This window comes from Phocoenobacter atlanticus subsp. cyclopteri (genome assembly GCF_018343795.1).
GTDB lineage: Bacteria > Pseudomonadota > Gammaproteobacteria > Enterobacterales > Pasteurellaceae > Phocoenobacter > Phocoenobacter atlanticus.
The window spans coordinates 703,428-724,105 of record NZ_CP074346.1 but is presented as its reverse complement, the minus strand read 5'-3'; the positions used below and the strand labels follow the sequence as shown (position 1 = coordinate 724,105).

The window sequence follows — 20,678 nt, the reverse complement described above, 5'->3', positions numbered from 1 at the left end:
TTTAACTGATATAGTTTTGCAAAAAATGATAAATATCATACCGCTTATTTCTTGAAAAAAATCATAAAGCCCCAATTTCAAGACTAAATAATCGACACTTTAATCTATTATGTTGAACCACTAACAAAACTTATAGTCATAGTGTTCGACTTTGCCGTAAATAAACGTGTTCAAATATAAACAAAAATAATAAGGAATTTTATATGAATAAAAAAATAAGAAAATCATTATTAGCATCAATTATTATTGGTACGACTGCATTAAGTTTTTCAAACTCTAGTTATGCAAACTCAATTTTAGATGCCTTAACTAATTCGAGTGATACCCAAACTGTTAGCCTTGCACCAATGTTAGAGAAAGTAAAACCAGCAGTAGTGAGTATTGAGGTGGAAGGAAAAACCAAAGAGCAATCTTTCCAACAGAATATTCCTGATGAATTTCGATTTTTCTTTGGTGATGATTTCTTCGGACATAGAGGGAGTAATGCTCCTCGCAAATTTAAAGGATTAGGTTCTGGTGCAATTATTAACGCTGAAAAAGGCTATGTATTAACCAATAATCACGTGATTGATAAAGCCGAAAAAATCACTGTTTTATTAGAAGATGGGCGTAAATTTAAAGCAAAATTAGTGGGTGCAGATCCAATGTCTGATGTGGCGTTAATTCAAATTGAAAACCCTAAAAACCTAGTAGAAATTAAATTTGCAGATTCAGATAAAACCCGTGTCGGTGATTTCACCGTTGCTATTGGTAATCCATTTGGATTAGGACAAACTGTGACTTCTGGAATTGTGTCAGCGTTAGGTCGCTCAATGGGTAATTTAGATCGTGGTTATGAAAATTATATTCAAACGGATGCAGCGGTCAATCAAGGAAATTCTGGAGGACCATTAATTAACTTAAAAGGTGAGCTAATTGGTGTCAATACGGCCATTATTTCTCCAAGTGGAGGTAATGCTGGTATTGCTTTCGCTATTCCAAGTAATATGGCACACAACTTGGTAAATCAAATTATTGAATTTGGTCAAGTTAAACGTGGAATGCTTGGTATTAAAGGGGGCGAACTTAATGCTGATTTGGCCAAAGAATTTGGGGTTGACGCTCAACAAGGTGCCTTTGTTAGTGAAGTACTACCAAATTCAGCCGCTGAAAAAGCAGGTATTAAAGCAGGGGATGTTATCGTAAAAATGAACGGTAAAAAAATCTCAAACTTTAGTGAAATGCGAGCAAAAATCGCCACTTCTGGTGCAGGTAAGGAAATTGAGCTTACTTATTTACGCAATAATGACAGTAAAACAGTAAAAGTGAAATTACAATCTAGTGATGAACATTCACAAACAGCATCACAAGATTTATTACCTGAATTAAAAGGTGCTAAATTTAGTAACTTTAGTAACTATAGTGAAGGCAGTACGAAAGGTGTCGAAATTTCAGAAGTAGAAAAAGGATCAATGGCTGAAATGCGAGGGTTAGAAAAAGGTGACATCATTATTGGTATCAACCGTAAATCTGTCAAAAATGTGGGAGAATTAAGAAAAATTCTTGATAAAAAACCATCAGTAGTTGCACTAAATATTATGCGTGGTGATATCAATTTATTTGTAATTATTCAGTAATTCCCTCCCCCTCCCCCGCAAGCGGAGGAGGGGATCTATGTATAACCTCCACACCAAATCCCTCCCTCCGCTTGCGTGGGAGGCTAGGAGGGGGGCAAAACTTAACTTTCTCTCTTAACAATAAAATCAGCTAACGCCTTTAATTCTGTGGTATCAAAAGGAAGTTTATCTAACGCATTTACCCCTTGTTGATAAAGACTTTGAGCTTTAGCCTTTGCGCCATCTAAGCCTAATAATTTAGGATAGGTACTTTTATTTAACGACTCATCAGCACCAACTTTTTTGCCTATTTTATCGGTATCACCAATAATATCTAAAATATCATCTTGAACCTGAAAAGCTAAACCTATCGCCTTAGCATAGTCAATTAATGATTGCTTAATTTGTGGGTCATTAGCATACTCAGACACATTTAATCCCATTAAAATCGATGCCTCAATTAATGCCCCTGTTTTATTACGATGAATATATTTTAATTCTTCAATCTCTACACTTTTATTTTCTGCCAACAAATCCAAACTTTGCCCTAAACACATTCCTTTGGCACCTGCTGAATGAGATAAAATCTGAATTTGTGCCACCTTTTGTGCTACAGTGAGATGTGGATCTTGAGTAATCAACTCAAAAGCAAAACTTTGGAGAGCATCTCCTGCTAAAATTGCTGTGGCATCATCAAAAGCGATATGACAGGTTGCTTGCCCTCTTCTTAATTCATCATTATCCATTGCAGGTAAATCATCGTGAACTAAGGAATAGGCGTGAATAGCTTCTATCGCTGCTGCACTATGATCTAACTTCTCTAATGACACTCCCAATAATTTTCCTGTGGTATAAACTAAAAAGGGACGAATACGCTTGCCACCGAGTAATACCGCATAACTCATTGCTTCACCAAGAGGCGACTGCTCGTTTTTATAAATACTTAACTGTTTATCTAAAAACTGGTTTACTCGTTGTTGCTTTTCAATTAAATCTAAAGAAAGAGAATATTGCATCGTTCATCCATATTATTGATAGTCTGATAATTCACTATGTTCATCTTTTTGCAGTAAAATTTGAATACGTTGCTCTGCTTTTTGTAAATGCTCCTGCCCTTTTTTAACCAGTTTCACTGCAGTTTCAAATTCACTTAATGCTTCTTCAAGAGGTAAATCCCCTGCTTCTAAATGGGTCACAATATCCTCTAATTGCTTTAGGGTTGTTTCAAAATCTTGTTGTGGTTTCTTTGCCATTTTTACTACCTATTTTGATAAATTTATTTGCTAGCGGTTATTTTACTTGAGAAATTTGCAAATGTGGATTTTTTTCTGAATTTAATTGTCAAAGAAGTACATTGACATTTTACTCAATTATCGTTAACTTAACGCTAAATTTAATGTTGTCACCTCAAGGAGATTTTATGCAACAAGATCGTATTGTCACTAATACAAGAGAACAATCTGTTTTAAGTACAAATAAGGTTCTACGCAATACTTACTTTTTACTCTCATTAACCCTTGCATTCTCAGCAGCAATGGCATTTGTTGCAATGGTAACCAATGCACCAATGATGTCCCCTTGGATCTTATTAATTGGTTTTTATGGTCTACTTTTCTTAACCAATGCAACCGCTCGTAGTGGATTTGGAATTGTGAGTGTTTTTGCCTTAACAGGTTTTATGGGTTATACACTGGGTCCAATTATCAATATCTATTTAGGAGCAGGATTAGGTGACGTTGTCACACTTTCCTTCGCAGGAACTGCTGGTGTATTCTTAGCATGTTCAGGCTATGTATTAACCACTAAAAAAGATATGTCTTTCCTTTCAGGAATGATGTTTTCGCTCTTTATTGTGTTAATTATTGGGATGATTGCCAGTATCTTTATGCAAATTCCAGCATTGCATCTAGCCCTTAGTGCATTATTTATCCTTTTCTCAAGCGGTGCTATTTTAATGACCACAAGTCGCATTATTCACAATGGTGAAACTAATTATATTTTAGCGACTGTTGAATTATATGTTGCTATCTATAATATTTTTGTGAGCTTGTTAAATATTTTAGGTGTATTACGAGGTGATGACTAATTATTAAGATTAGCTATCGATAATTATTGAAATATTAAGGCGAATGTTTATTCGCCTTTTTGGTTTTTAGAAAATGACAAATTTTATTGAATTTAATCAACAACAAATCCCAACAGATAATGAAGGTTACTTGAAAAATCTTTCTGATTGGTCGCCTGAATTAGCCGAAACCATTGCCCAAAATGAAGAGTTAGTTTTAACTGATGAACATTGGGAAATCATCAATGTAGTACGTGAATTTTATCAAGAGTATAATACTTCACCAGCTATTCGTATGTTGGTCAAAACCTTAGCCAATAAATTTGGACAAGAAAAAGGCAGCAGCCGTTATTTACAACGTCTATTTCCTAATGGACCCGCAAAGCAAGCCACTAAAATTGCTGGACTACCAAAACCTGCAAAATGCTTATAAGGTAAAAAGAATGTTGTGTTTATTAGAATGTTTGAAAGAACAAAAAATTATCAGTGAATTGGATTATCAGTTTGCAAAAATGATTAACCAAAAACAACAACCTTATGGATATAGCCAACAAGTGCAAGATCTAGCTATCTTTTTGAGTGCTTTTGTTTCTTACAACGTAATGCAAGGTAATACTGCCTTAGATCTTCATTCTCCTCTAGCCAATAATCCTTTTGGTCTAAAAAACAAAATTTTAGAAGAAGACTTTTATAGTCAAATTTTGCAAAAAATAGAAAATATCACACCGCTTGATTGGCAAAATAGATTACAACATCATATCGCCTTTAGTGACAATCCATCAAAAGTAGCACCGATGTTATTTCAGCATAACCTACTTTATTTTTACCGTTATTGGCAATCGGAAAATCGTATTGTCAGTTATCTTAAACAAGCGGTAACTTTTGAACAAGAATTTGCAAAAAATGATCTTAATCATACCGCTTTAACACAACTTTTTACGGAACAAACACCGCATATTGATTGGCAGAAAATTGCTGTTGCAACTGCATTAACTAAAAATTTCACCCTTATTTCAGGTGGACCAGGAACAGGAAAAACCACGACTGTGGTTAAAATTTTGCTTGCCTTACAGTTAAAACAACAGTATTCAAATTTACCCCCACTTAATATTAAACTTGCTGCCCCAACAGGAAAAGCGACCGCTCGTTTAAAAGAATCTATCAGTGATAATTTGGCAAGATTTCCCTTTTCTGATGAGCTGAAAGCTCAAATTCCGACAAATGCATTGACACTACATCGTTTACTTGGCATTAATCCAATGAGTGATATGCCAAAATATAATCAACATAATCCATTATATTTAGATGTCCTCGTCGTGGATGAAGCCTCAATGATTGATTTATCCCTAATGGAAAAAATGATCAATGCCTTAAAACCCAATGCTCATTTAATAATGCTAGGAGATAAAGATCAGCTGGCATCTGTTGAAGCAGGAGCCATAATGGGAGAGCTTGGCACTTTTATTACCAAGGGTTATTCAGCAAAACATTGTCAATATTTAACTCAAAATACGGGTTATACATTACTTCCTCAACAGGATAATCCCCCAATTATTGGTGACTCACTGTGCCATTTAAGACACAGTTTCCGTTTTAATCAAAATGCAGGAATTGGTGAAATTAGCCGAACAATAAACAGCCAGCAAGCGGTTACATCTTGGCAACTTTTTACAAAATTTACTGATCTTGATTTAATTGAATACCAAGCTGCCACACAGTTTAGTGAAAAATCAAAATGGATAGAACACAATGTTAAGCTAATTGTAGACAAAGCAGTGAGCTTATATGAAAGCTATTTAAAATTAGTAAAACAACGCACAGAAACCCCTTCAGCAGTTAATGTTGAAGATATTTTTAATACGTTTAATAAAATACGCTTGCTCTCAGCCCTGCGGGTGGGTGAATTTGGGGTAGAAAAATTAAATGAGCGTATCGCTCAAGCATTACTTAAAGCAGGTTTAATACATTTTCACCATAGCCGTGAAAACTATCTTGGCAAACCCATTATGATTACAGAAAATATCCCTCAGGCTCATATTTACAGTGGCGATATAGGATTAATATTAGCCGATGAAAACGGTAAGTCACGTGTTTATTTTGAAACGCAAATTAACAACCAACCTCACAGTATTACCCCTAACCGCTTGCCAAATTACGAAACAGCTTACGTAATGACAGTGCATAAATCTCAAGGTTCAGAGTTTGAACATACTGTACTTATTTTACCGTTAAATTATTCACCAATTATCACCAAAGAATTGCTTTATACTGCGGTTACTCGTGCAAAAAAACACTTTACTCTCTTTAGCAATGAAAAAGTGTGGAAACAAGGTGTGAATAGTAAAATTCAGCGACAAAGTGGTTTGGCGAAACAACTTACTCATAATTAAATTAAAAGGACATTTTATGGCAGATCCACATATCAAATCCCCAATGGATTATTTAGACTACTTAACCGTGATTGTTTATCGTTGTGGTTTTGTTTTAGCTGGGATGATGGTTTTATTACTCCCTTATCAACCCAATATTGCTCAAATAGGCATATTAGTCGCAGCTGTTTGTTGTGCGTCATCATTGCATATTTATTTAAAATCTTTTCGACTACTCTTACAATGTGCAACTTGGATCGCTTTATTATGTCAAATTCTTGGCTTTGATGCACTTGCTTTAGGTGGTGCATTGGTCACGTTAGGAGGTTTGGCATTTAAAGAATATTTCTGTTTTAAAGTCCCTTTGCTAAATTTACAACCTCTTTTTGTTGCATTGTTATGGTTTGCTATACAACTTAATATCTTGCTTGCTACTCAAATTATTTCAGTTATTGTCGGAGGCTTATTTATTATATTAGCCATTCAAAAATGGCGAATGCCTTTACATTTTGATATTGGTGATAAAACTAAGTATCAAATATAATAAAATAATAGCGTTGACATTTTTCAACGCTATTATTGGCTTAATTACAAATATTCCTTTACTCAAATATATCATAACGGTATGAATATTATATTTATAATCCTGGTGCTTTCCATAAAGAAGTTGTTAAACCATCATCAACTAGTTGTAATTGTTTCTGATAAACTGCAGTCCATTTTTTCTTATGTTCTTGATATAATTTAAAATTATCAGGATTTGGTTGATATGCTTTTTCAAATTTAACTAATTTTTTACTTGCATCAGAAAAAGAAGAATATAGACCTACCCCAACACCAGCAGCTATTACACAACCTAAAGCAGTAGCTTCTTTAACAACAGGAATATTAACAGTTAATCCTGTTACATCTGCTAATATTTGACTCCATAACTTCCCTTTTGAACCACCACCAGCAAATACGATTGAGGTTAATTTTACTCCTGAGAATTTTTCTACTTGGTCAAGATTACAAGAGGATACAATAGCAGCATTTTCTTCTAAAGCTCTAAATAATACTTGTTTGTTACATTTATCTGGATCAATAGAAAGATTTATAAATGAGGGGGCTGCGTGATACCAAGATTTAAAGTGCATCGCATCAGAAAAAATAGGGATAATATCATTTGCACCGACAGGAACTCTTTCTGCCATCTGTTCTAACAATGAATAAGCATCAATACCTAATTTTTGAGCCAGTAATTTTTCTTCTTCACAAAAAGCATCTCTAAACCATCGCATTGTTAATCCAGTAAAAAAGCTAATGGATTCAGCTTGAACTAAATTAGAAATAACGTGTGGATTAACTCTTACGTTCATTTGAGGATCTGTAACAGGATTTGGTAGATTTACAACTTGTTGCCAGAATGTACCTCCTATAACAGCGGCTTGTGATGGTTCTATAATACCAAGACCTATACAGCCAAGTTGTACATCGCCACCTCCAACAATGACAGGCGTGCCTTGTTTTAAACCTGTAATCTTGGCTATTTCTGATGTAACTTTACCAAGAATTTCCCCTGTTTCTTTAACTGGAGGAAGAATATCACTGTTTAATCCAACTAAATCTAGTAACTCTGTTGACCATTGGCGAGTTTGTAAATCTAATATTCCTGTTGTGCCTGCATTAGAGGGTTCAACGGCTAATTCACCACTTAGCATAAAACCTAACCAATCACTGATCATTGTCATTGAGCTTATTTCTTGGTAAATATCATTACGATGACGAGATAGCCATAATAAACGAGGGATAGCACTTAATGCTAATGTTTGTCCTGAGATGTTATATACTTTTTCTTCAAAAGAGGCATCACATAATTTTTTAAGATCAACCACTTCTTGTATTGCCCTTGCATCAACATTACCACAAGCCCAAATTGGTTTATTGTTTTTATCATAAAGAACAATCCCTTCTCTCATTGAACAAGTTGATATTGCAACGATTTGCTCAGGATTTATTTGGGATTCTTGCAAAGCTTGTGTTATACATTGACAGGTTAGTTGCCAGTTATTTTCAAGATCAAACTCCATTGATCCTGGAATATTTGGATCAGATAAATGTGTCCATTCTTTCTGGGCAACAGCAATTTGATTTCCATTAGTATCAAAAATAACCGCTCTTACACTGCCAGTACCTGCATCTAATGCCATAAGATAAGCTGATTTTTTATCCATTATTTTCTCCTTCAATAAATTTGGAAGAAATACTTTGAATAACAATCAGCTCTTTATAGGATCACACTAATTGAGCAAGTATCATTCTTGCAGTTTTTTCTTCCGTTACCAATGAATTGATGTGTCCGCCATATAATGCATTTAAAATAGCTTCGACTTTATCTTCTCCACCTGCAATACCTATTACATTTGGTATTTTTTTTAGGTTATCTAAAGGAACACTTATAAGTTCTTCGTGCAGTGGCATATCTGGCTGTAATCTTCCATCTGCTTGCATAAAATAACCTAAAATATCGCCAACAGCACCTTGCTGGCGAATTATTTGTTGTTTTTCTTCAGTAATGTAGCCTGATCGTAATAATGTTGCTTGCCCTCTTTGTTGTGTGGCTCCAATTCCAACTATTGCAACATTAGCACTACAAGCAGCTAGCATAATATCTCTAACACAAGATTCTTTTTTAAAGAGCCTTGCTGCTTCAATTGATGAGGCTCTAAGAGGTGCAGGAATTATACTCACAGAGCAAGAGCCATCTAATTGTCCGATCCCTTTCATATAAGGACCAACCCCACCAGATAATGTTACTAATTTAATACCATTATTAGTAATAAATTCATTACAATATTTAATTGTTTGCATTATTGTTTCACCAAAACCAATTGATAAAAGTTGATTTGGTTTAAGTAATGACATTAGCATTTGAGCAGCCCCAACACCTAGACGTTCATTTGTTTCGTGTATTTCTAGTGCTGGTAAAATCCTTATATACTTTAAATTAAAATATTGTTGTAATGATTTTTCTAATTCTAAGCAACCAGTAAATCGAGAATTAATCTGTACTTTTATTATTCCCTGCTGGCGCCCTTTCTCTAACAATCGAGAAACTTTAAGTCTAGATAATCCTAATCGATCACCTATATCACCCTGTGTAAGGTTGTCGTGATAATAAAACCAAGCAATACGAGCAACTAATTCTTCCTCTGTCATTACTTGTATTATTTCATTATATTCTTGTTTTTTGTCTGTCATATTTTATTCTTTAGTTGATGAAATATATTATTCATTTGTTTTTAATACTTATCAATTGTTCATTTTATAAAAATTTCAAAATCGTGATATAGATCACAAAATTTAATAAAAATAAATATTTTTAGTTAAATTTGTGATCTAGATCTCAGAAATTTAAATTTATACCTTTTATTATTATGAAAAAATGATAAACCGGAAATACATTTGTTCACTTTTATAAGGCAGGTATAAAATGCAATCTCAAATTTTAGAAAAAAAGTGCTTATTAGATGCATATAATATCAGCAAATATTTTTCTGGGGTAGAAGTACTTAAAGAAATTAACTTTTCATTGTATGTAGGAGAGGTGCATGCTTTATTAGGTGGTAATGGCGCCGGTAAATCGACGTTAATGAAAATTATTGCGGGTATTCAGCCTCAAGATACAGGAACATTAAAAATAAATGGAAGAATACAAACGAATTTATCACCAAATAAAGCACATTCTCTTGGTATTTATTTAGTACCTCAAGAGCCTTTGCTCTTCCCAAATCTAACAGTAAAAGAAAATATTCTATTTGCTTTACATAAAAATGATGAAATAGATAAAAAATTAACAACATTACTAAATGAATTAAATTGCCATTTAAATCTTGAAATGCAAGCGGGTTCTTTAGATGTCGCAGATCAGCAACTTGTTGAAATTATGAGAGGGTTAATGCGAGATGCCTCAATATTAATTTTAGATGAGCCAACCGCCTCTTTAACACCCGCAGAAACAGACAATTTATTTAAACAAATAAGATCATTATTAACAAAAGGTGTTGGAATTGTTTTTATTTCTCATAAATTACCTGAGGTATGGCAAATATCACATAGAGTAAGTGTAATGAGAGATGGTTATATTGCTTTAACAGGACAAACGAATGAACTTGATAAAGACGATATTATAAAAGCAATTACCCCAAAATCTAAAAATACCCAACTAACAGATAATCAAAAACTTTGGCTGGAATTACCAGGGCACAATCGTATTAAATCTAGAGAGGAGCCTATTTTACAAGTAAATAATCTTACTGGAGAAGGATTTAAGAATGTTTCTTTTAAAATTTATCCTGGTGAAATTCTTGGTTTAGCTGGTGTTGTTGGTGCAGGAAGAACAGAGCTTGCGGAAACCTTATATGGATTACGTAATAAAAAATCAGGAGAAATTTTATTTGATGATCAAGAAATTAGTACTTTAAATATTAAAGAAAGATTACAGAAAGGAATTGTATATTTACCTGAAGATCGACAAGCCTCAGGTTTATATTTAGATGCACCTCTGACTTGGAATACTTGTGGATTAACTTATAGCAATATGGGGCTTTGGATAAATTCAGCAAAAGAAAATGCTATTTTAGAGCGTTACCATAGAGCAATTGGAATTAAATTTTCTAGTGGTCAGCAAACTGTAAGAACTTTATCTGGAGGTAATCAACAAAAAGTACTCATTGCCAAATGCTTAGAAGCTAATCCTGTATTATTGATTGTAGATGAACCAACGAGAGGTGTAGATGTAAGTGCAAGAGTAGATATTTATCAATTAATTAAAAGTATTGCAAAACAGAATGTTGCTATTCTATTTATATCATCAGATTTAGAAGAAGTTGAGCAAATGTCTGATCGAGTTTTGGTAATGCACGATGGAGATATTAGCCATTCTTTGGTTGGTGATGACATAAATACTAATAACATAATGCAAATAGCTTTTGGTGATACTCAAGCATAGGAGAAAAATAATAATGTGGAAATTTATTCAAGATAATCGAGAATTAACCATTTTAGCAGCCATTGGATTACTATTTTTAATACTAAGTGCTTGGGGAAATGGATTTCAAATTCAAACATTAGCAATGATTTTTAATTCAGCTCAGATTGTTATTTTACTTGCTATTGGTGCAACCTTTGTAATATTAACTCGTAATATTGATGTATCTGTTGGTTCTACAATGGGGTTATGTGCAGTTATCGTAGGTAGTTTACTTAATTCAGGGTATAACCTAATAAGTGCTTTTATCATCACATTGATTTGTGGTCTTTTTGCAGGGTTATTAAATGGAGTATTGGTGACGATTTTACGTATTCCTGCAATTGTTTCGACCTTAGGAACGCTTGGTTTGTACAAAGGTATTATGTTACTAATTACAGGGGGTAAGTGGATTGAAGGTTTACCACAAAATCTCAAACTATTATCTGAACCTTTCTTCTTAAATATATCCCCTATTGGCTGGATCTTAGTTGGTTTAATTATCTTAATCTATTTCTTACTTACAAAAACACAATTTGGACGAAATTTTTATGCGGTGGGTGATAACCTACAAGGTGCTTTGCAACTAGGAGTAAAAGTTAATCAGGTGAGAATTACTGCCTTTGCTATCAATGGGTTTATGGCAGCGATTGCAGGCATTATTTTTACATCACAAATTGGTTTTGTACCAAATTCAACAGGTAATGGTTTAGAAATGAAAGCGATAGCAGCTTGTGTTCTAGGGGGAATTAGTTTGTTAGGTGGTGCTGGTAATATTGTTGGAGCAGTATTGGGAGCTTACTTTCTTATTCAAATAGATAGTATTTTAGTTTTACTTAAAGTTCCTGCGTATTGGAATAATTTTGTTGCAGGCTTAGTTTTACTTGCTGTATTAGTATTTGATGGACGAATAAGGGTAATGATTGCTAAAAATCTAAAATTACAACGTTATGCTAGATTTTTAAAAGATGATTAACAACCAGCAAAGGAGAAAAACAATGTTAAAGGTAAAAAATTATAGTTGGGAAATTGCACTATTTTGCTTGGTTATTATTGAGATATTAGGATTTGGATTACTCAATCCTAGAATGTTAGATATCAATATACTACTTTATAGTACAAGTGATTTTATCTATATCGGAATGATAGCTTTACCATTAACAATGGTGATTGTAAGTGGAGGAATGGATATATCTTTTGGTTCAACAGTTGGTCTTTGTGCTATTTCTTTAGGTGTCTTGTTTAAAGCAGGTCTTCCGCTTATGTTTGCTATTCCCCTTACTTTTATTATTGGAATATGCTGTGGTTTAGTGAATGCAAGTTTAATTATTTATACTAAAGTGAATCCACTTGTTATCACACTAGGTACTATGTATTTATTTGGTGGTGGAGCTTTATTACTTTCTGGATTTGCTGGAGCAACAGGCTATGAAGGAATTGGTGGTTTTCCTGATAGTTTATTAGACTTTGCTAATAAAGACATTATGGGAATTCCAAGCTCTATCATCTATTTCTTAATTATGACTGTTATTTTTTGGTTGTTAATGCATAAAACAACTATTGGTCGTAGTATTTTCTTAATTGGTCAAAGTGAAAGAGCTGCACGTTATAGTGCTGTTCCCGTTAATAGAACACTCTTAATCATTTATTCGTTAATTGGTTTAATTGCTGCATTTGTTGCCATTTTACTTGTTTCTTATTTCGGTTCTGCTCGTTCTGATATTGGTAGCTCCTTATTAATGCCAGTATTAACAGCAGTTGTTTTAGGAGGTGCAAATATTTATGGTGGTTCTGGTTCAATTATAGGTACAGCGATTGCAGCTCTTTTAATTGGATATTTGCAACAAGGATTACAAATGATTGGAATACCAAATGAAATATCAAGTGCCCTATCTGGCGCTCTACTTATTATCGTATTAATCGGAAAATCCATTAGCTTACATTATGATGCTATTTCACTGTGGATTAAACGAAAAATAGAATTTACAACACCTGTAAATAACTCATTATCTCAATAGGAGTATTATTATGAAAAATCAATTTAAAGCAACAGCACTCGCAATTGCGTTAGGTTTATCTGCTATCACAACTGCACAAGCAACGGATAAAATAGCATTTATTCCAAAACTTGTTGGCGTAGGTTTCTTTACGAGTGGCGGGCAAGGAGCTACTGATATGGGAAAAACCTTAGGTGTAGATGTTACTTATGATGGTCCAACTGAACCAAGCGTATCTAATCAAGTTCAGTTAATAAATAACTTTGTAAACCAAGGTTATAATGCCATTGTTGTTTCAGCAGTATCTCCTGAAGGACTTTGCTCTACGCTTAAACGTGCAATGAAAAGAGGAGTAAAAATTCTAACTTGGGATTCGGATGTAAAACCAGAATGTCGTAGCCATTATATAAATCAAGGAACACCTGATCAACTTGGATCAATGCTTGTTGATATGGCTTCTAGCCAAATTAGTAAACCTAAAGCAAAAGTTGCATTCTTCTACTCTAGCCCAACAGTAACAGACCAGAATCAATGGGTTAAAGCAGCAAAAGTCAAAATTGCTAAAGAACACCCAGAGTGGGAAATTGTAACAACACAATTTGGATACAATGATGCAATTAAGTCATTACAAACAGCAGAAGGTATTTTAAAAGCCTATCCTGATTTAGATGCAATTATTGCACCTGATGCAAACGCTCTTCCTGCTGCTGCTCAAGCAGCTGAAAACCTAAAAGTTAAAGATGTAACCATCGTTGGTTTCAGTACCCCAAATGTTATGCGTCCTTATGTTAAACGGGGCACAGTAAAACAATTTGGTTTATGGGATGTGGTAAAACAAGGAAAAATTTCTGTGGCTGTTGCCAATGCATTGTTAAAAGGAAAAACACTTAATGTAGGTGAAAAAGTTGATATTCCAGAAATTGGTACTGTTGAAGTTTCACCAAATAAAGTTCAAGGCTATAAATATGAAGCAAAAGGTAACGGTATTGTTTTATTACCTGAGCGTGTAGTCTTTACTAAAGATAATATTGATAACTACGATTTCTAATAATAGGAGTAATTAAATGGCTGATTTAGATGATATCAGAGATGGTAAAGATTTTGGGTTAGATAGACCACAACAAAACAAAGCTTTTTATCTTAAAGGATCAGGAGCTTTAGATTGGGGAATGCAATCTCGTTTAGCAAATATATTTAATCCTAAGACAGGTAAAACTATTATGCTTGCTTTCGATCATGGTTACTTCCAAGGTCCAACAACAGGTTTAGAGCGTATAGATTTAAATATAGCACCATTATTTGAATATACTGATGTTTTAATGTGTACTCGAGGTATTCTTCGTAGTGTTGTGTCATCTGATGTTAGAAAACCTATCGCATTACGAGCATCAGGTGCTAATTCAATTTTAACTGAATTATCTAATGAAGCTGTTGCGGTTTCAATTGAAGATGCTCTTCGCTTAAATGCATCAGTAATGGCAGCACAAGTTTATATTGGCTCTGAATATGAACATCAATCAATTAAAAACATTATTCAATTGATTGATCAAGGTAACCGCTATGGAATGCCAACAATGGCAGTAACTGGTGTAGGAAAAGATATGGTTCGTGATCAACGCTATTTCTCACTTGCTACACGTATTGCCGCAGAGATGGGCGCAAATATAATCAAAACTTACTATGTAGATAAAGGTTTTGAACGTGTTGTTGCTGGCTGCCCTGTACCAATTGTCATTGCAGGGGGTAAGAAATTACCTGAGCTAGAAGCATTAGAAATGTGTTACAAAGCAATTGATCAGGGGGCTTTAGGTGTTGATATGGGACGTAATATATTCCAATCAGATGCACCAATTGCAATGTTAAAAGCAGTTAATGCAGTTGTTCATTGTGGTGAAACAGCTGAAAAAGCCTATCAACTTTACTTAGATGCAAAAAATGCATAACAATTTGTACGGTAAAAAGAAATTTTTACCGTACTATTTTAAATAAGGAGCCTTTATATGTTTGCTATGCTAGTTGAAATCAATATAAAAGAAGACAAAGAAGAAGAATTTTTGGAAGTCTTTGAACGTAACCAAGTAGGTACAAGACAAGAAGAGGGTAATCTACGTTTTGATGTACTAAGAGATACTGAAGTCAGAACCCGTTTCTATGCTTATGAAGTATATAAAGATCAAAATGCACTAGAAGAACATAGAAAAACACCGCATTATCACCGCTGTGTTCAAGAACTAGAAAGCCTAATGACAGGGTCAAGAAGTAAAAAAATTTTTGAATGGATAATGCCTGAGAATCTTTCTAATGAATAAATCAACGTTAATTAATGAGCTAAAAAATCAGTCAATTAGTGTAGGAATTATGGCATCTGATTGGCTGAATTTTCGTGATACTCTAAATATATTGTTACAACATAATTTAAAATTATTGCATTTTGATATCGCAGATGGGCAATTCTCACCAATGTTTACTTTTGGTGCGACAGTAATAAAACCTTTCAATTCTCCTTTTTTAAAAGATGTACACTTAATGGTAAAAGATCAATTTACTGTAACTAAGGAATGTGCAAAATTAGGTGCAAATATTATTACCCTCCAAGTAGAAACGGATGAGAATCTAACAAACATTTATCAATGGTTGAATAAAGAACATCCCAACATTTTGTGTGGTATTAGTATCTGTCCAAATACAGATTTAGAGTTAATTACGCCCTATTTGAATCAAGTTGATGTAATCCAAGTTTTAACTTTAGATCCTAGAACAAAAACTAAGGCAGAAACAGGTTTTGTGATAGATAGAATCCAATTATTATTAGACAAACTAGGAAAAAAAAGGATAAATAAACTTATTTCTATTGATGGTTCAATGAATTTAGAATTAGCAGAAGAATTATTCAAATTAGATATAGATTGGGTTGTTTCTGGTAGTGCTTTATTTTCTGATGAAAATATAGAAAATACTTTAGTAGAATGGAAAAACTTTCTTCCCTAAAATATCTACTCTCAATCTCGCTTTCATAATGGAGCGAAATTGAGAGTCGCTAAATAAAAAATAGAATTAATTTGTCTTTTGCTGTTATATTGTTATCTCAAACTCAATCAATATTATTGATGAATACCTAATGTAATTGATAGTAAGTAAAAAATTACTTAGAAAAATACAAGTGATAATGTACAAACATTGGATAATTAACTATGAATATTGCAACCATTATAGAACAACAAAAAATCTTTTTTCACTCCAATCAAACCAAAGAAATTTCATTTAGAATTTCACAGTTAAAAAAATTAAAGCAGATCCTAAAACAAAATGAAGCTCAAATTTACCAAGCCCTTGAGAAAGACTTAGGTAAACCTAAATTTGAGAGCTATTTAACAGAATTATCAATACTTAAGATAATCAATGAAAAACATTTGGAACGAATAATCAAATAATGCAGCAGGAAATTTTTGCACCTGTTTTGCCAATCATCGCCTTTGAAGATTTAGATCAGACTATTACTCAAGTAAAACAATATGAAAAGCCGTTATCTTGCTATATTTTTTGCAAAAATAAGCAAATAACTACCCACTTATTAAATGAAATTTCTTTTGGTGGCGGTGCGATTAATGATGCTTTGATGCATTTATCCAATCACCACTTACCTTTTGGAGGTGTTGGCTTTAGTGGAATGGGAAGTTATCACGGTAAAGCTGGATTTGAGTGTTTTTCTCACTATAAAAGCATTTTTGAAAAACCTTTTTGGTTTGAAAGCGATCTAAAATATCCGCCTTATACAACATTAAAACAGAAAATTTTACGTTGGATTACAAAATAAATTGCAGAGGGTAAAAATACTCCTCTGCAAAAATTATTTTAAATGAAAATATGTCTAATTATAGCCAGAATAAATAAGCCACTGTTGCAATAATAAAGACACACATAATATTTAACCAGAAACCAACACGAAGCATTTCACGCTGTTTGATCACTCCTGTTCCAAATACAATCGCATTTGGTGGTGTGGCGACTGGTAACATAAATGCACAAGACGCACCTAAACCAATAATTAATGATAGTCCTACAACTGGCATATTTAATGCTTGTGCAATAGAAATAAAGAGAGGTACTAACAACGCAGCACTGGCGGTATTTGAAGCCACTTCGGTTAAGAAAATAATAAAGGCAGCAACCAGCAATCCAACTAGGAAGAAATGTCCACCTTCCATCATAAATACCACACCATCAGCCAGTACTTTACTTGCTCCTGTTTTACCTAAAACAGAACTCAGTGTAATACCGCCCCCAAAGAGCATTAACACGCCCCATTCAGTATTTTTTTGAATTTGTTCCCAAGTTGTCACTCGAGTAATACACACTAATACTGCAGCAAAAAGTGCCACCATTCCATCAAATTTAGCAATTGTTCCTTCAATACCCAATAATCCTGAAAGTAATGGATTAAGATAACGACCAAATACCCAACATAATGCAATCGCCACAAAAATAACTAAAGTGGTAATGCGTTGACGGTTTAATTTAATTTCTTCAAATTGATGTTCAAAAGTTTTGTTTAAATTTGGTTTTAATAGCACATAAAGTACGCCTACCATTAATGGAAGTAACATTACCACCATAGGTAAACCGTAACCCATCCATTCAGAAAAAGACATTTTAAGTTGAGAAACCACAATCGCATTCGGTGGACTACCTACTGGCGTTCCCATTCCGCCAATACTAGCACTATAAGCAATACCAAGTAATACAAAAACATAAGTATTATGATTAGTTTCTCTATCCATTTGGCTTAAAATACCCATTGCAAGAGGCAACATCATTGCCGTTGTTGCAGTATTACTGATCCACATTGAAAGAAAAGCCGTTACACCAAATAAGGATAAAACCGCAATCAATAAATTACCTCGTGCTAAAGTCATAATTTTATTGGCAATTAAGCGATCCAATTTTTGAATATGTAACGCAGTGGCCAATGCAAAACCCCCAAAGAAGAGGAAAATGGTTGGAGATGCAAAGCTTGCTAATGCTGCTTTTGATTGGACAACACCTAAGCCTACTGCCATTATAGGCACGAGTAAGGCTGTTACTGTTACGTGTAACGCTTCTGTTAGCCATAACACCGCAATAAAAGCCAATAGTGCTAACCCTTTATTCTCTGCTGCAGAAAATGGTAAAAAATTTAGAAGTGCAAAAAATAGTACAATATCTACTAATAAAATAATCGTATTTCGCCAAGACCTTGTGGTCTCAAAATGTAATTGTTTTTGTGTTTTAGCCATATAACCCCCTTTAAAATGTGAAAATACGTGACTAATACTAGTAGAAATTAATTCAAATTAAAATTACTTTGTTGCAAAAATGTGACATCTGTCTAATTATTGTTTTTTATTCTTTAATAATTAAGTAAATTAAACTATTGAGAAGTACGATCAGCAAGATTTTTAGAAAATTTATAAAACCACTCTTGAAACAATGACGATAATCCCCATTTACTTAACACCCAAGCGGTCACATTTTTTAATTTTTTACAAAATTTTTCAAATAAAAATAGTCACAGACTATTAATAAAAGAGGATAACAATGAGTACTAATCAAGAAAATCGAGGCTTTCAATCAGAAGTCAAACAACTATTACAATTAATGATTCACTCACTTTATTCAAATAAAGAAATCTTTTTACGTGAGTTAATTTCAAATGCCTCTGATGCGGCAGATAAACTACGTTTTAAAGCACTTTCAGATAATTCACTTTATGAAAATGACGGTGAATTAAGGGTTAGAGTCAGTATTGATGAAACCTTAGGGACTATTACTATTAGCGATAATGGAATCGGTATGAGCCGTGAACAGGTTATCGAGCATTTAGGTACTATCGCAAAATCAGGCACAAAAGAGTTTTTAAATTCATTAGGCGGTGACCAAGTAAAAGATAGCCAATTAATTGGTCAATTTGGGGTTGGCTTTTATTCAGCTTTCATTGTGGCGGATAAAGTCACCGTAAAAACTCGTGCCGCAGGCTTAACTGCTGAGCAAGGGGTGATTTGGGAGTCTGCTGGTGAAGGTGATTACACCGTTGCTGATTTAGAAAAAACAACACGTGGAACAGAGGTGATTTTACACCTACGTGAAGAGGAAAAAGAGTTCTTAAATGAGTGGCGTTTACGTAGTATTATCAGCAAATATTCGGATCATATTAGTTTAGCTGTTGAGTTACAAACTAAAGATTTTGATGATGAAGGCAATGAAAAAGGCACCAAATGGGAAAAAATCAACAAAGCGCAAGCTTTATGGACTCGTGCTAAAAATGATATCTCAGAAGACGAATATAAAGAATTTTACAAACATATCAGCCACGATTTTGCCGAGCCTTTAACGTGGTCACACAACAAAGTGGAAGGAAAACAAGAATATACTAGCTTGCTTTACGTACCTTCAAAAGCACCTTTTGACCTATTTCAACGAGATCAAAAACACGGCTTAAAACTGTATGTACAACGTGTCTTTATTATGGACGATGCCGAAGTCTTTATGCCAAATTACTTACGTTTTATGCGTGGTTTACTAGATTCTAACGACTTACCATTAAACGTGTCTCGTGAAATTTTACAAGATAATAAAACGACCTCCGCATTGCGTAATGCTTTAACAAAACGCACCTTGCAAATGCTTTCAAAATTAGCGAAAGACGATAAAGAGCAATATCAAACATTCTGGAATGAATTTGGTTTAGTGTTAAAAGAAGGCGTGGGCGAAGATCAAGCAAATAAAGAAAAAGTGGCGGAATTATTACGTTTCACTTCAACCCATTCAGACAGCAGCGTGCAAAATATCTCTCTAACTGACTATATTGAAAGAATGAAAGAGGGACAAAAAGCGATTTACTTCTTAACTGCCGACAGCTACCAAGCCGCAAAAAATAGCCCACATTTAGAGCTATTTAACAAAAAAGGCATTGAAGTGTTACTGCTTTCTGATCGCATTGATGAATGGTTAATCAGCTACTTAACCGAGTTCCAAGACAAGCCATTACAAAGCATTACCAAATCTGATTTAGACTTAGGCGACTTAGCAGATAAAGAAGACGAAGAGCAACAAAAAGCCCAACAAGAAGAGTTTGGTTCATTCTTAGAAAGAGCAAAAACCTACTTAGGCGATCGTGTAAAAGATGTGGTATTAACGCACCGCTTAACAGATACACCTGCGGTTGTTTCTACAACTTCAGATGAAATGAGTACCCAAATGGCAAAATTATTTGCTGCAATGGGACAACAAGCTCCTGAAGTTAAATATACTTTTGAGTTAAACCCTGATCACACAATGGTTAAACATATTGCAGACATTGCCGATGAAACGCAATTTAATGAATGGATTGAGTTATTATTAGAGCAAGCCCTGTTTGCAGAACAAGGCACATTAGAAGATCCAACTTCATTTATTAAACGAATGAATAAATTGTTAAGTGTTTAATTTATAAGGATTTTCGTAGGGGCGGCATTAGCAAACGTAGTTTGCGTATATCCGCCCGTTATCGCTCCTGTTCGTGATAATAAACTTGTTTCGCTCAAACAATATTTTTATACTAAAACAAGCGGTCACTTTCTTTCAAAAATTTGCAAAAAATTGGGAGAAAGTGACCGCTTTATTATTTTG

20 protein-coding genes are annotated in these 20,678 nt (G+C 33.9%); 15 read left to right on the top strand and 5 right to left on the bottom strand.

Annotated elements, in window-relative coordinates; all coding sequences use genetic code 11:
* The first annotated feature begins 203 nt into the window (after positions 1 to 203).
* On the top strand, positions 204 to 1,616 hold the full coding sequence (locus tag KGI96_RS03335) for a DegQ family serine endoprotease (protein ID WP_211599028.1): 1,413 nt from the start codon (positions 204 to 206) through the stop codon (positions 1,614 to 1,616).
* 101 nt (positions 1,617 to 1,717) lie between these two features.
* Here KGI96_RS03335 and ispA read toward each other — a convergent pair whose 3' ends face one another.
* Together ispA and xseB are read right to left on the bottom strand one after the other, a co-directional pair.
* Entirely contained in the window at positions 1,718 to 2,611 is an 894-nt protein-coding gene (ispA, locus tag KGI96_RS03330) for a (2E,6E)-farnesyl diphosphate synthase (protein ID WP_211599026.1), read from the bottom strand.
* Positions 2,612 to 2,623: 12 nt separating this feature from the next.
* Positions 2,624 to 2,848, bottom strand: a complete 225-nt coding sequence (xseB, locus tag KGI96_RS03325; protein WP_090922879.1) for an exodeoxyribonuclease VII small subunit — start codon at positions 2,846 to 2,848, stop codon at positions 2,624 to 2,626.
* Between the two features lie 167 nt (positions 2,849 to 3,015).
* On the opposite strand from xseB, the gene KGI96_RS03320 reads away from it, so the two are divergent.
* The 4 genes from KGI96_RS03320 (at position 3,016) to KGI96_RS03305 (ending at position 6,573) form a co-directional block, all read left to right on the top strand.
* Positions 3,016 to 3,681, top strand: coding sequence for a Bax inhibitor-1/YccA family protein (locus tag KGI96_RS03320; RefSeq protein ID WP_211599024.1), 666 nt, complete (start codon positions 3,016 to 3,018; stop codon positions 3,679 to 3,681).
* A gap of 73 nt (positions 3,682 to 3,754) precedes the next feature.
* Positions 3,755 to 4,093 (top strand): TusE/DsrC/DsvC family sulfur relay protein, encoded by a 339-nt coding sequence (locus KGI96_RS03315; protein WP_211599022.1) that lies wholly within the window; start codon positions 3,755 to 3,757, stop codon positions 4,091 to 4,093.
* 10 nt (positions 4,094 to 4,103) lie between these two features.
* Positions 4,104 to 6,050, top strand: coding sequence for an exodeoxyribonuclease V subunit alpha (gene recD / locus KGI96_RS03310; protein WP_211599020.1), 1,947 nt, complete (start codon positions 4,104 to 4,106; stop codon positions 6,048 to 6,050).
* Positions 6,051 to 6,066: 16 nt separating this feature from the next.
* Positions 6,067 to 6,573 carry a DUF2301 domain-containing membrane protein gene (locus KGI96_RS03305; protein WP_211599018.1) on the top strand — a complete coding sequence of 169 codons (507 nt, stop codon included), beginning with the start codon at positions 6,067 to 6,069 and terminating at the stop codon, positions 6,571 to 6,573.
* 94 nt (positions 6,574 to 6,667) lie between these two features.
* On the opposite strand, the gene lsrK is transcribed toward KGI96_RS03305, so the two are convergent.
* Positions 6,668 to 8,218 (bottom strand): autoinducer-2 kinase, encoded by a 1,551-nt coding sequence (gene lsrK, locus KGI96_RS03300; RefSeq protein ID WP_370685838.1) that lies wholly within the window; start codon positions 8,216 to 8,218, stop codon positions 6,668 to 6,670.
* Between the two features lie 85 nt (positions 8,219 to 8,303).
* Positions 8,304 to 9,269: a transcriptional regulator LsrR gene (lsrR, locus tag KGI96_RS03295; RefSeq protein ID WP_211599014.1), complete on the bottom strand. Its 966-nt coding sequence runs from the start codon at positions 9,267 to 9,269 to the stop codon at positions 8,304 to 8,306.
* A 232-nt stretch (positions 9,270 to 9,501) separates the two neighbouring features.
* Between lsrR and lsrA the strand changes: the two genes are divergently transcribed.
* The 9 genes from lsrA (at position 9,502) to KGI96_RS03250 (ending at position 16,848) form a co-directional block, all read left to right on the top strand.
* Positions 9,502 to 11,019 carry an autoinducer 2 ABC transporter ATP-binding protein LsrA gene (gene lsrA / locus KGI96_RS03290; RefSeq protein WP_211599012.1) on the top strand — a complete coding sequence of 506 codons (1,518 nt, stop codon included), beginning with the start codon at positions 9,502 to 9,504 and terminating at the stop codon, positions 11,017 to 11,019.
* 13 nt (positions 11,020 to 11,032) lie between these two features.
* Positions 11,033 to 12,013 (top strand): autoinducer 2 ABC transporter permease LsrC, encoded by a 981-nt coding sequence (lsrC, locus tag KGI96_RS03285; protein WP_211599010.1) that lies wholly within the window; start codon positions 11,033 to 11,035, stop codon positions 12,011 to 12,013.
* Between the two features lie 22 nt (positions 12,014 to 12,035).
* On the top strand, positions 12,036 to 13,055 hold the full coding sequence (gene lsrD / locus KGI96_RS03280) for an autoinducer 2 ABC transporter permease LsrD (protein ID WP_211599008.1): 1,020 nt from the start codon (positions 12,036 to 12,038) through the stop codon (positions 13,053 to 13,055).
* 10 nt (positions 13,056 to 13,065) lie between these two features.
* On the top strand, positions 13,066 to 14,082 hold the full coding sequence (gene lsrB, locus KGI96_RS03275; protein ID WP_211599007.1) for an autoinducer 2 ABC transporter substrate-binding protein LsrB: 1,017 nt from the start codon (positions 13,066 to 13,068) through the stop codon (positions 14,080 to 14,082).
* 16 nt (positions 14,083 to 14,098) lie between these two features.
* Positions 14,099 to 14,977 carry a 3-hydroxy-5-phosphonooxypentane-2,4-dione thiolase gene (gene lsrF / locus KGI96_RS03270; RefSeq protein ID WP_211598999.1) on the top strand — a complete coding sequence of 293 codons (879 nt, stop codon included), beginning with the start codon at positions 14,099 to 14,101 and terminating at the stop codon, positions 14,975 to 14,977.
* Positions 14,978 to 15,034: 57 nt separating this feature from the next.
* On the top strand, positions 15,035 to 15,343 hold the full coding sequence (lsrG, locus tag KGI96_RS03265) for a (4S)-4-hydroxy-5-phosphonooxypentane-2,3-dione isomerase (protein WP_211598997.1): 309 nt from the start codon (positions 15,035 to 15,037) through the stop codon (positions 15,341 to 15,343).
* The gene (locus tag KGI96_RS03260; RefSeq protein WP_211598995.1) at positions 15,336 to 16,022 is read left to right on the top strand and encodes a beta/alpha barrel domain-containing protein; all 687 of its coding nucleotides are present in this window, start codon (positions 15,336 to 15,338) and stop codon (positions 16,020 to 16,022) included. The genes lsrG and KGI96_RS03260 overlap by 8 nt, the downstream gene beginning before the upstream one ends.
* Positions 16,023 to 16,225: 203 nt before the next feature.
* Positions 16,226 to 16,465 carry a hypothetical protein gene (locus KGI96_RS03255; protein WP_211598993.1) on the top strand — a complete coding sequence of 80 codons (240 nt, stop codon included), beginning with the start codon at positions 16,226 to 16,228 and terminating at the stop codon, positions 16,463 to 16,465.
* A complete protein-coding gene (locus KGI96_RS03250) occupies positions 16,465 to 16,848 on the top strand; it encodes an aldehyde dehydrogenase family protein (protein WP_211598991.1) in 384 nt (127 codons plus the stop codon). Before KGI96_RS03255 ends, KGI96_RS03250 begins: the two co-directional genes overlap by 1 nt.
* Positions 16,849 to 16,906: 58 nt before the next feature.
* Here KGI96_RS03250 and KGI96_RS03245 read toward each other — a convergent pair whose 3' ends face one another.
* Complete coding sequence (locus KGI96_RS03245) at positions 16,907 to 18,307, bottom strand: DASS family sodium-coupled anion symporter (protein ID WP_211598989.1); 1,401 nt, start codon at positions 18,305 to 18,307, stop codon at positions 16,907 to 16,909.
* A gap of 301 nt (positions 18,308 to 18,608) precedes the next feature.
* Between KGI96_RS03245 and htpG the strand changes: the two genes are divergently transcribed.
* Entirely contained in the window at positions 18,609 to 20,495 is a 1,887-nt protein-coding gene (htpG, locus tag KGI96_RS03240; RefSeq protein ID WP_211598986.1) for a molecular chaperone HtpG, read from the top strand.
* Positions 20,496 to 20,678: the final 183 nt, after the last annotated feature.

Bases quoted from the DNA above. Each gene is read 5' to 3' on its own strand.
- lsrD (WP_211599008.1), top strand. From the start codon at position 12,036: ATGTTAAAGGTAAAAAATTATAGTTGGGAAATTGCACTATTTTGCTTG.
- recD (WP_211599020.1), top strand. From the start codon at position 4,104: ATGTTGTGTTTATTAGAATGTTTGAAAGAACAAAAAATTATCAGTGAA.
- lsrR (WP_211599014.1), bottom strand. From the start codon at position 9,269: ATGACAGACAAAAAACAAGAATATAATGAAATAATACAAGTAATGACA.
- KGI96_RS03260 (WP_211598995.1), top strand. From the start codon at position 15,336: ATGAATAAATCAACGTTAATTAATGAGCTAAAAAATCAGTCAATTAGT.
- KGI96_RS03320 (WP_211599024.1), top strand. From the start codon at position 3,016: ATGCAACAAGATCGTATTGTCACTAATACAAGAGAACAATCTGTTTTA.
- KGI96_RS03255 (WP_211598993.1), top strand. From the start codon at position 16,226: ATGAATATTGCAACCATTATAGAACAACAAAAAATCTTTTTTCACTCC.
- ispA (WP_211599026.1), bottom strand. From the start codon at position 2,611: ATGCAATATTCTCTTTCTTTAGATTTAATTGAAAAGCAACAACGAGTA.
- lsrF (WP_211598999.1), top strand. From the start codon at position 14,099: ATGGCTGATTTAGATGATATCAGAGATGGTAAAGATTTTGGGTTAGAT.
- KGI96_RS03315 (WP_211599022.1), top strand. From the start codon at position 3,755: ATGACAAATTTTATTGAATTTAATCAACAACAAATCCCAACAGATAAT.
- htpG (WP_211598986.1), top strand. From the start codon at position 18,609: ATGAGTACTAATCAAGAAAATCGAGGCTTTCAATCAGAAGTCAAACAA.
- lsrG (WP_211598997.1), top strand. From the start codon at position 15,035: ATGTTTGCTATGCTAGTTGAAATCAATATAAAAGAAGACAAAGAAGAA.
- KGI96_RS03245 (WP_211598989.1), bottom strand. From the start codon at position 18,307: ATGGCTAAAACACAAAAACAATTACATTTTGAGACCACAAGGTCTTGG.
- KGI96_RS03250 (WP_211598991.1), top strand. From the start codon at position 16,465: ATGCAGCAGGAAATTTTTGCACCTGTTTTGCCAATCATCGCCTTTGAA.
- lsrC (WP_211599010.1), top strand. From the start codon at position 11,033: ATGTGGAAATTTATTCAAGATAATCGAGAATTAACCATTTTAGCAGCC.
- KGI96_RS03335 (WP_211599028.1), top strand. From the start codon at position 204: ATGAATAAAAAAATAAGAAAATCATTATTAGCATCAATTATTATTGGT.
- lsrB (WP_211599007.1), top strand. From the start codon at position 13,066: ATGAAAAATCAATTTAAAGCAACAGCACTCGCAATTGCGTTAGGTTTA.
- lsrK (WP_370685838.1), bottom strand. From the start codon at position 8,218: ATGGCATTAGATGCAGGTACTGGCAGTGTAAGAGCGGTTATTTTTGAT.
- xseB (WP_090922879.1), bottom strand. From the start codon at position 2,848: ATGGCAAAGAAACCACAACAAGATTTTGAAACAACCCTAAAGCAATTA.
- KGI96_RS03305 (WP_211599018.1), top strand. From the start codon at position 6,067: ATGGCAGATCCACATATCAAATCCCCAATGGATTATTTAGACTACTTA.
- lsrA (WP_211599012.1), top strand. From the start codon at position 9,502: ATGCAATCTCAAATTTTAGAAAAAAAGTGCTTATTAGATGCATATAAT.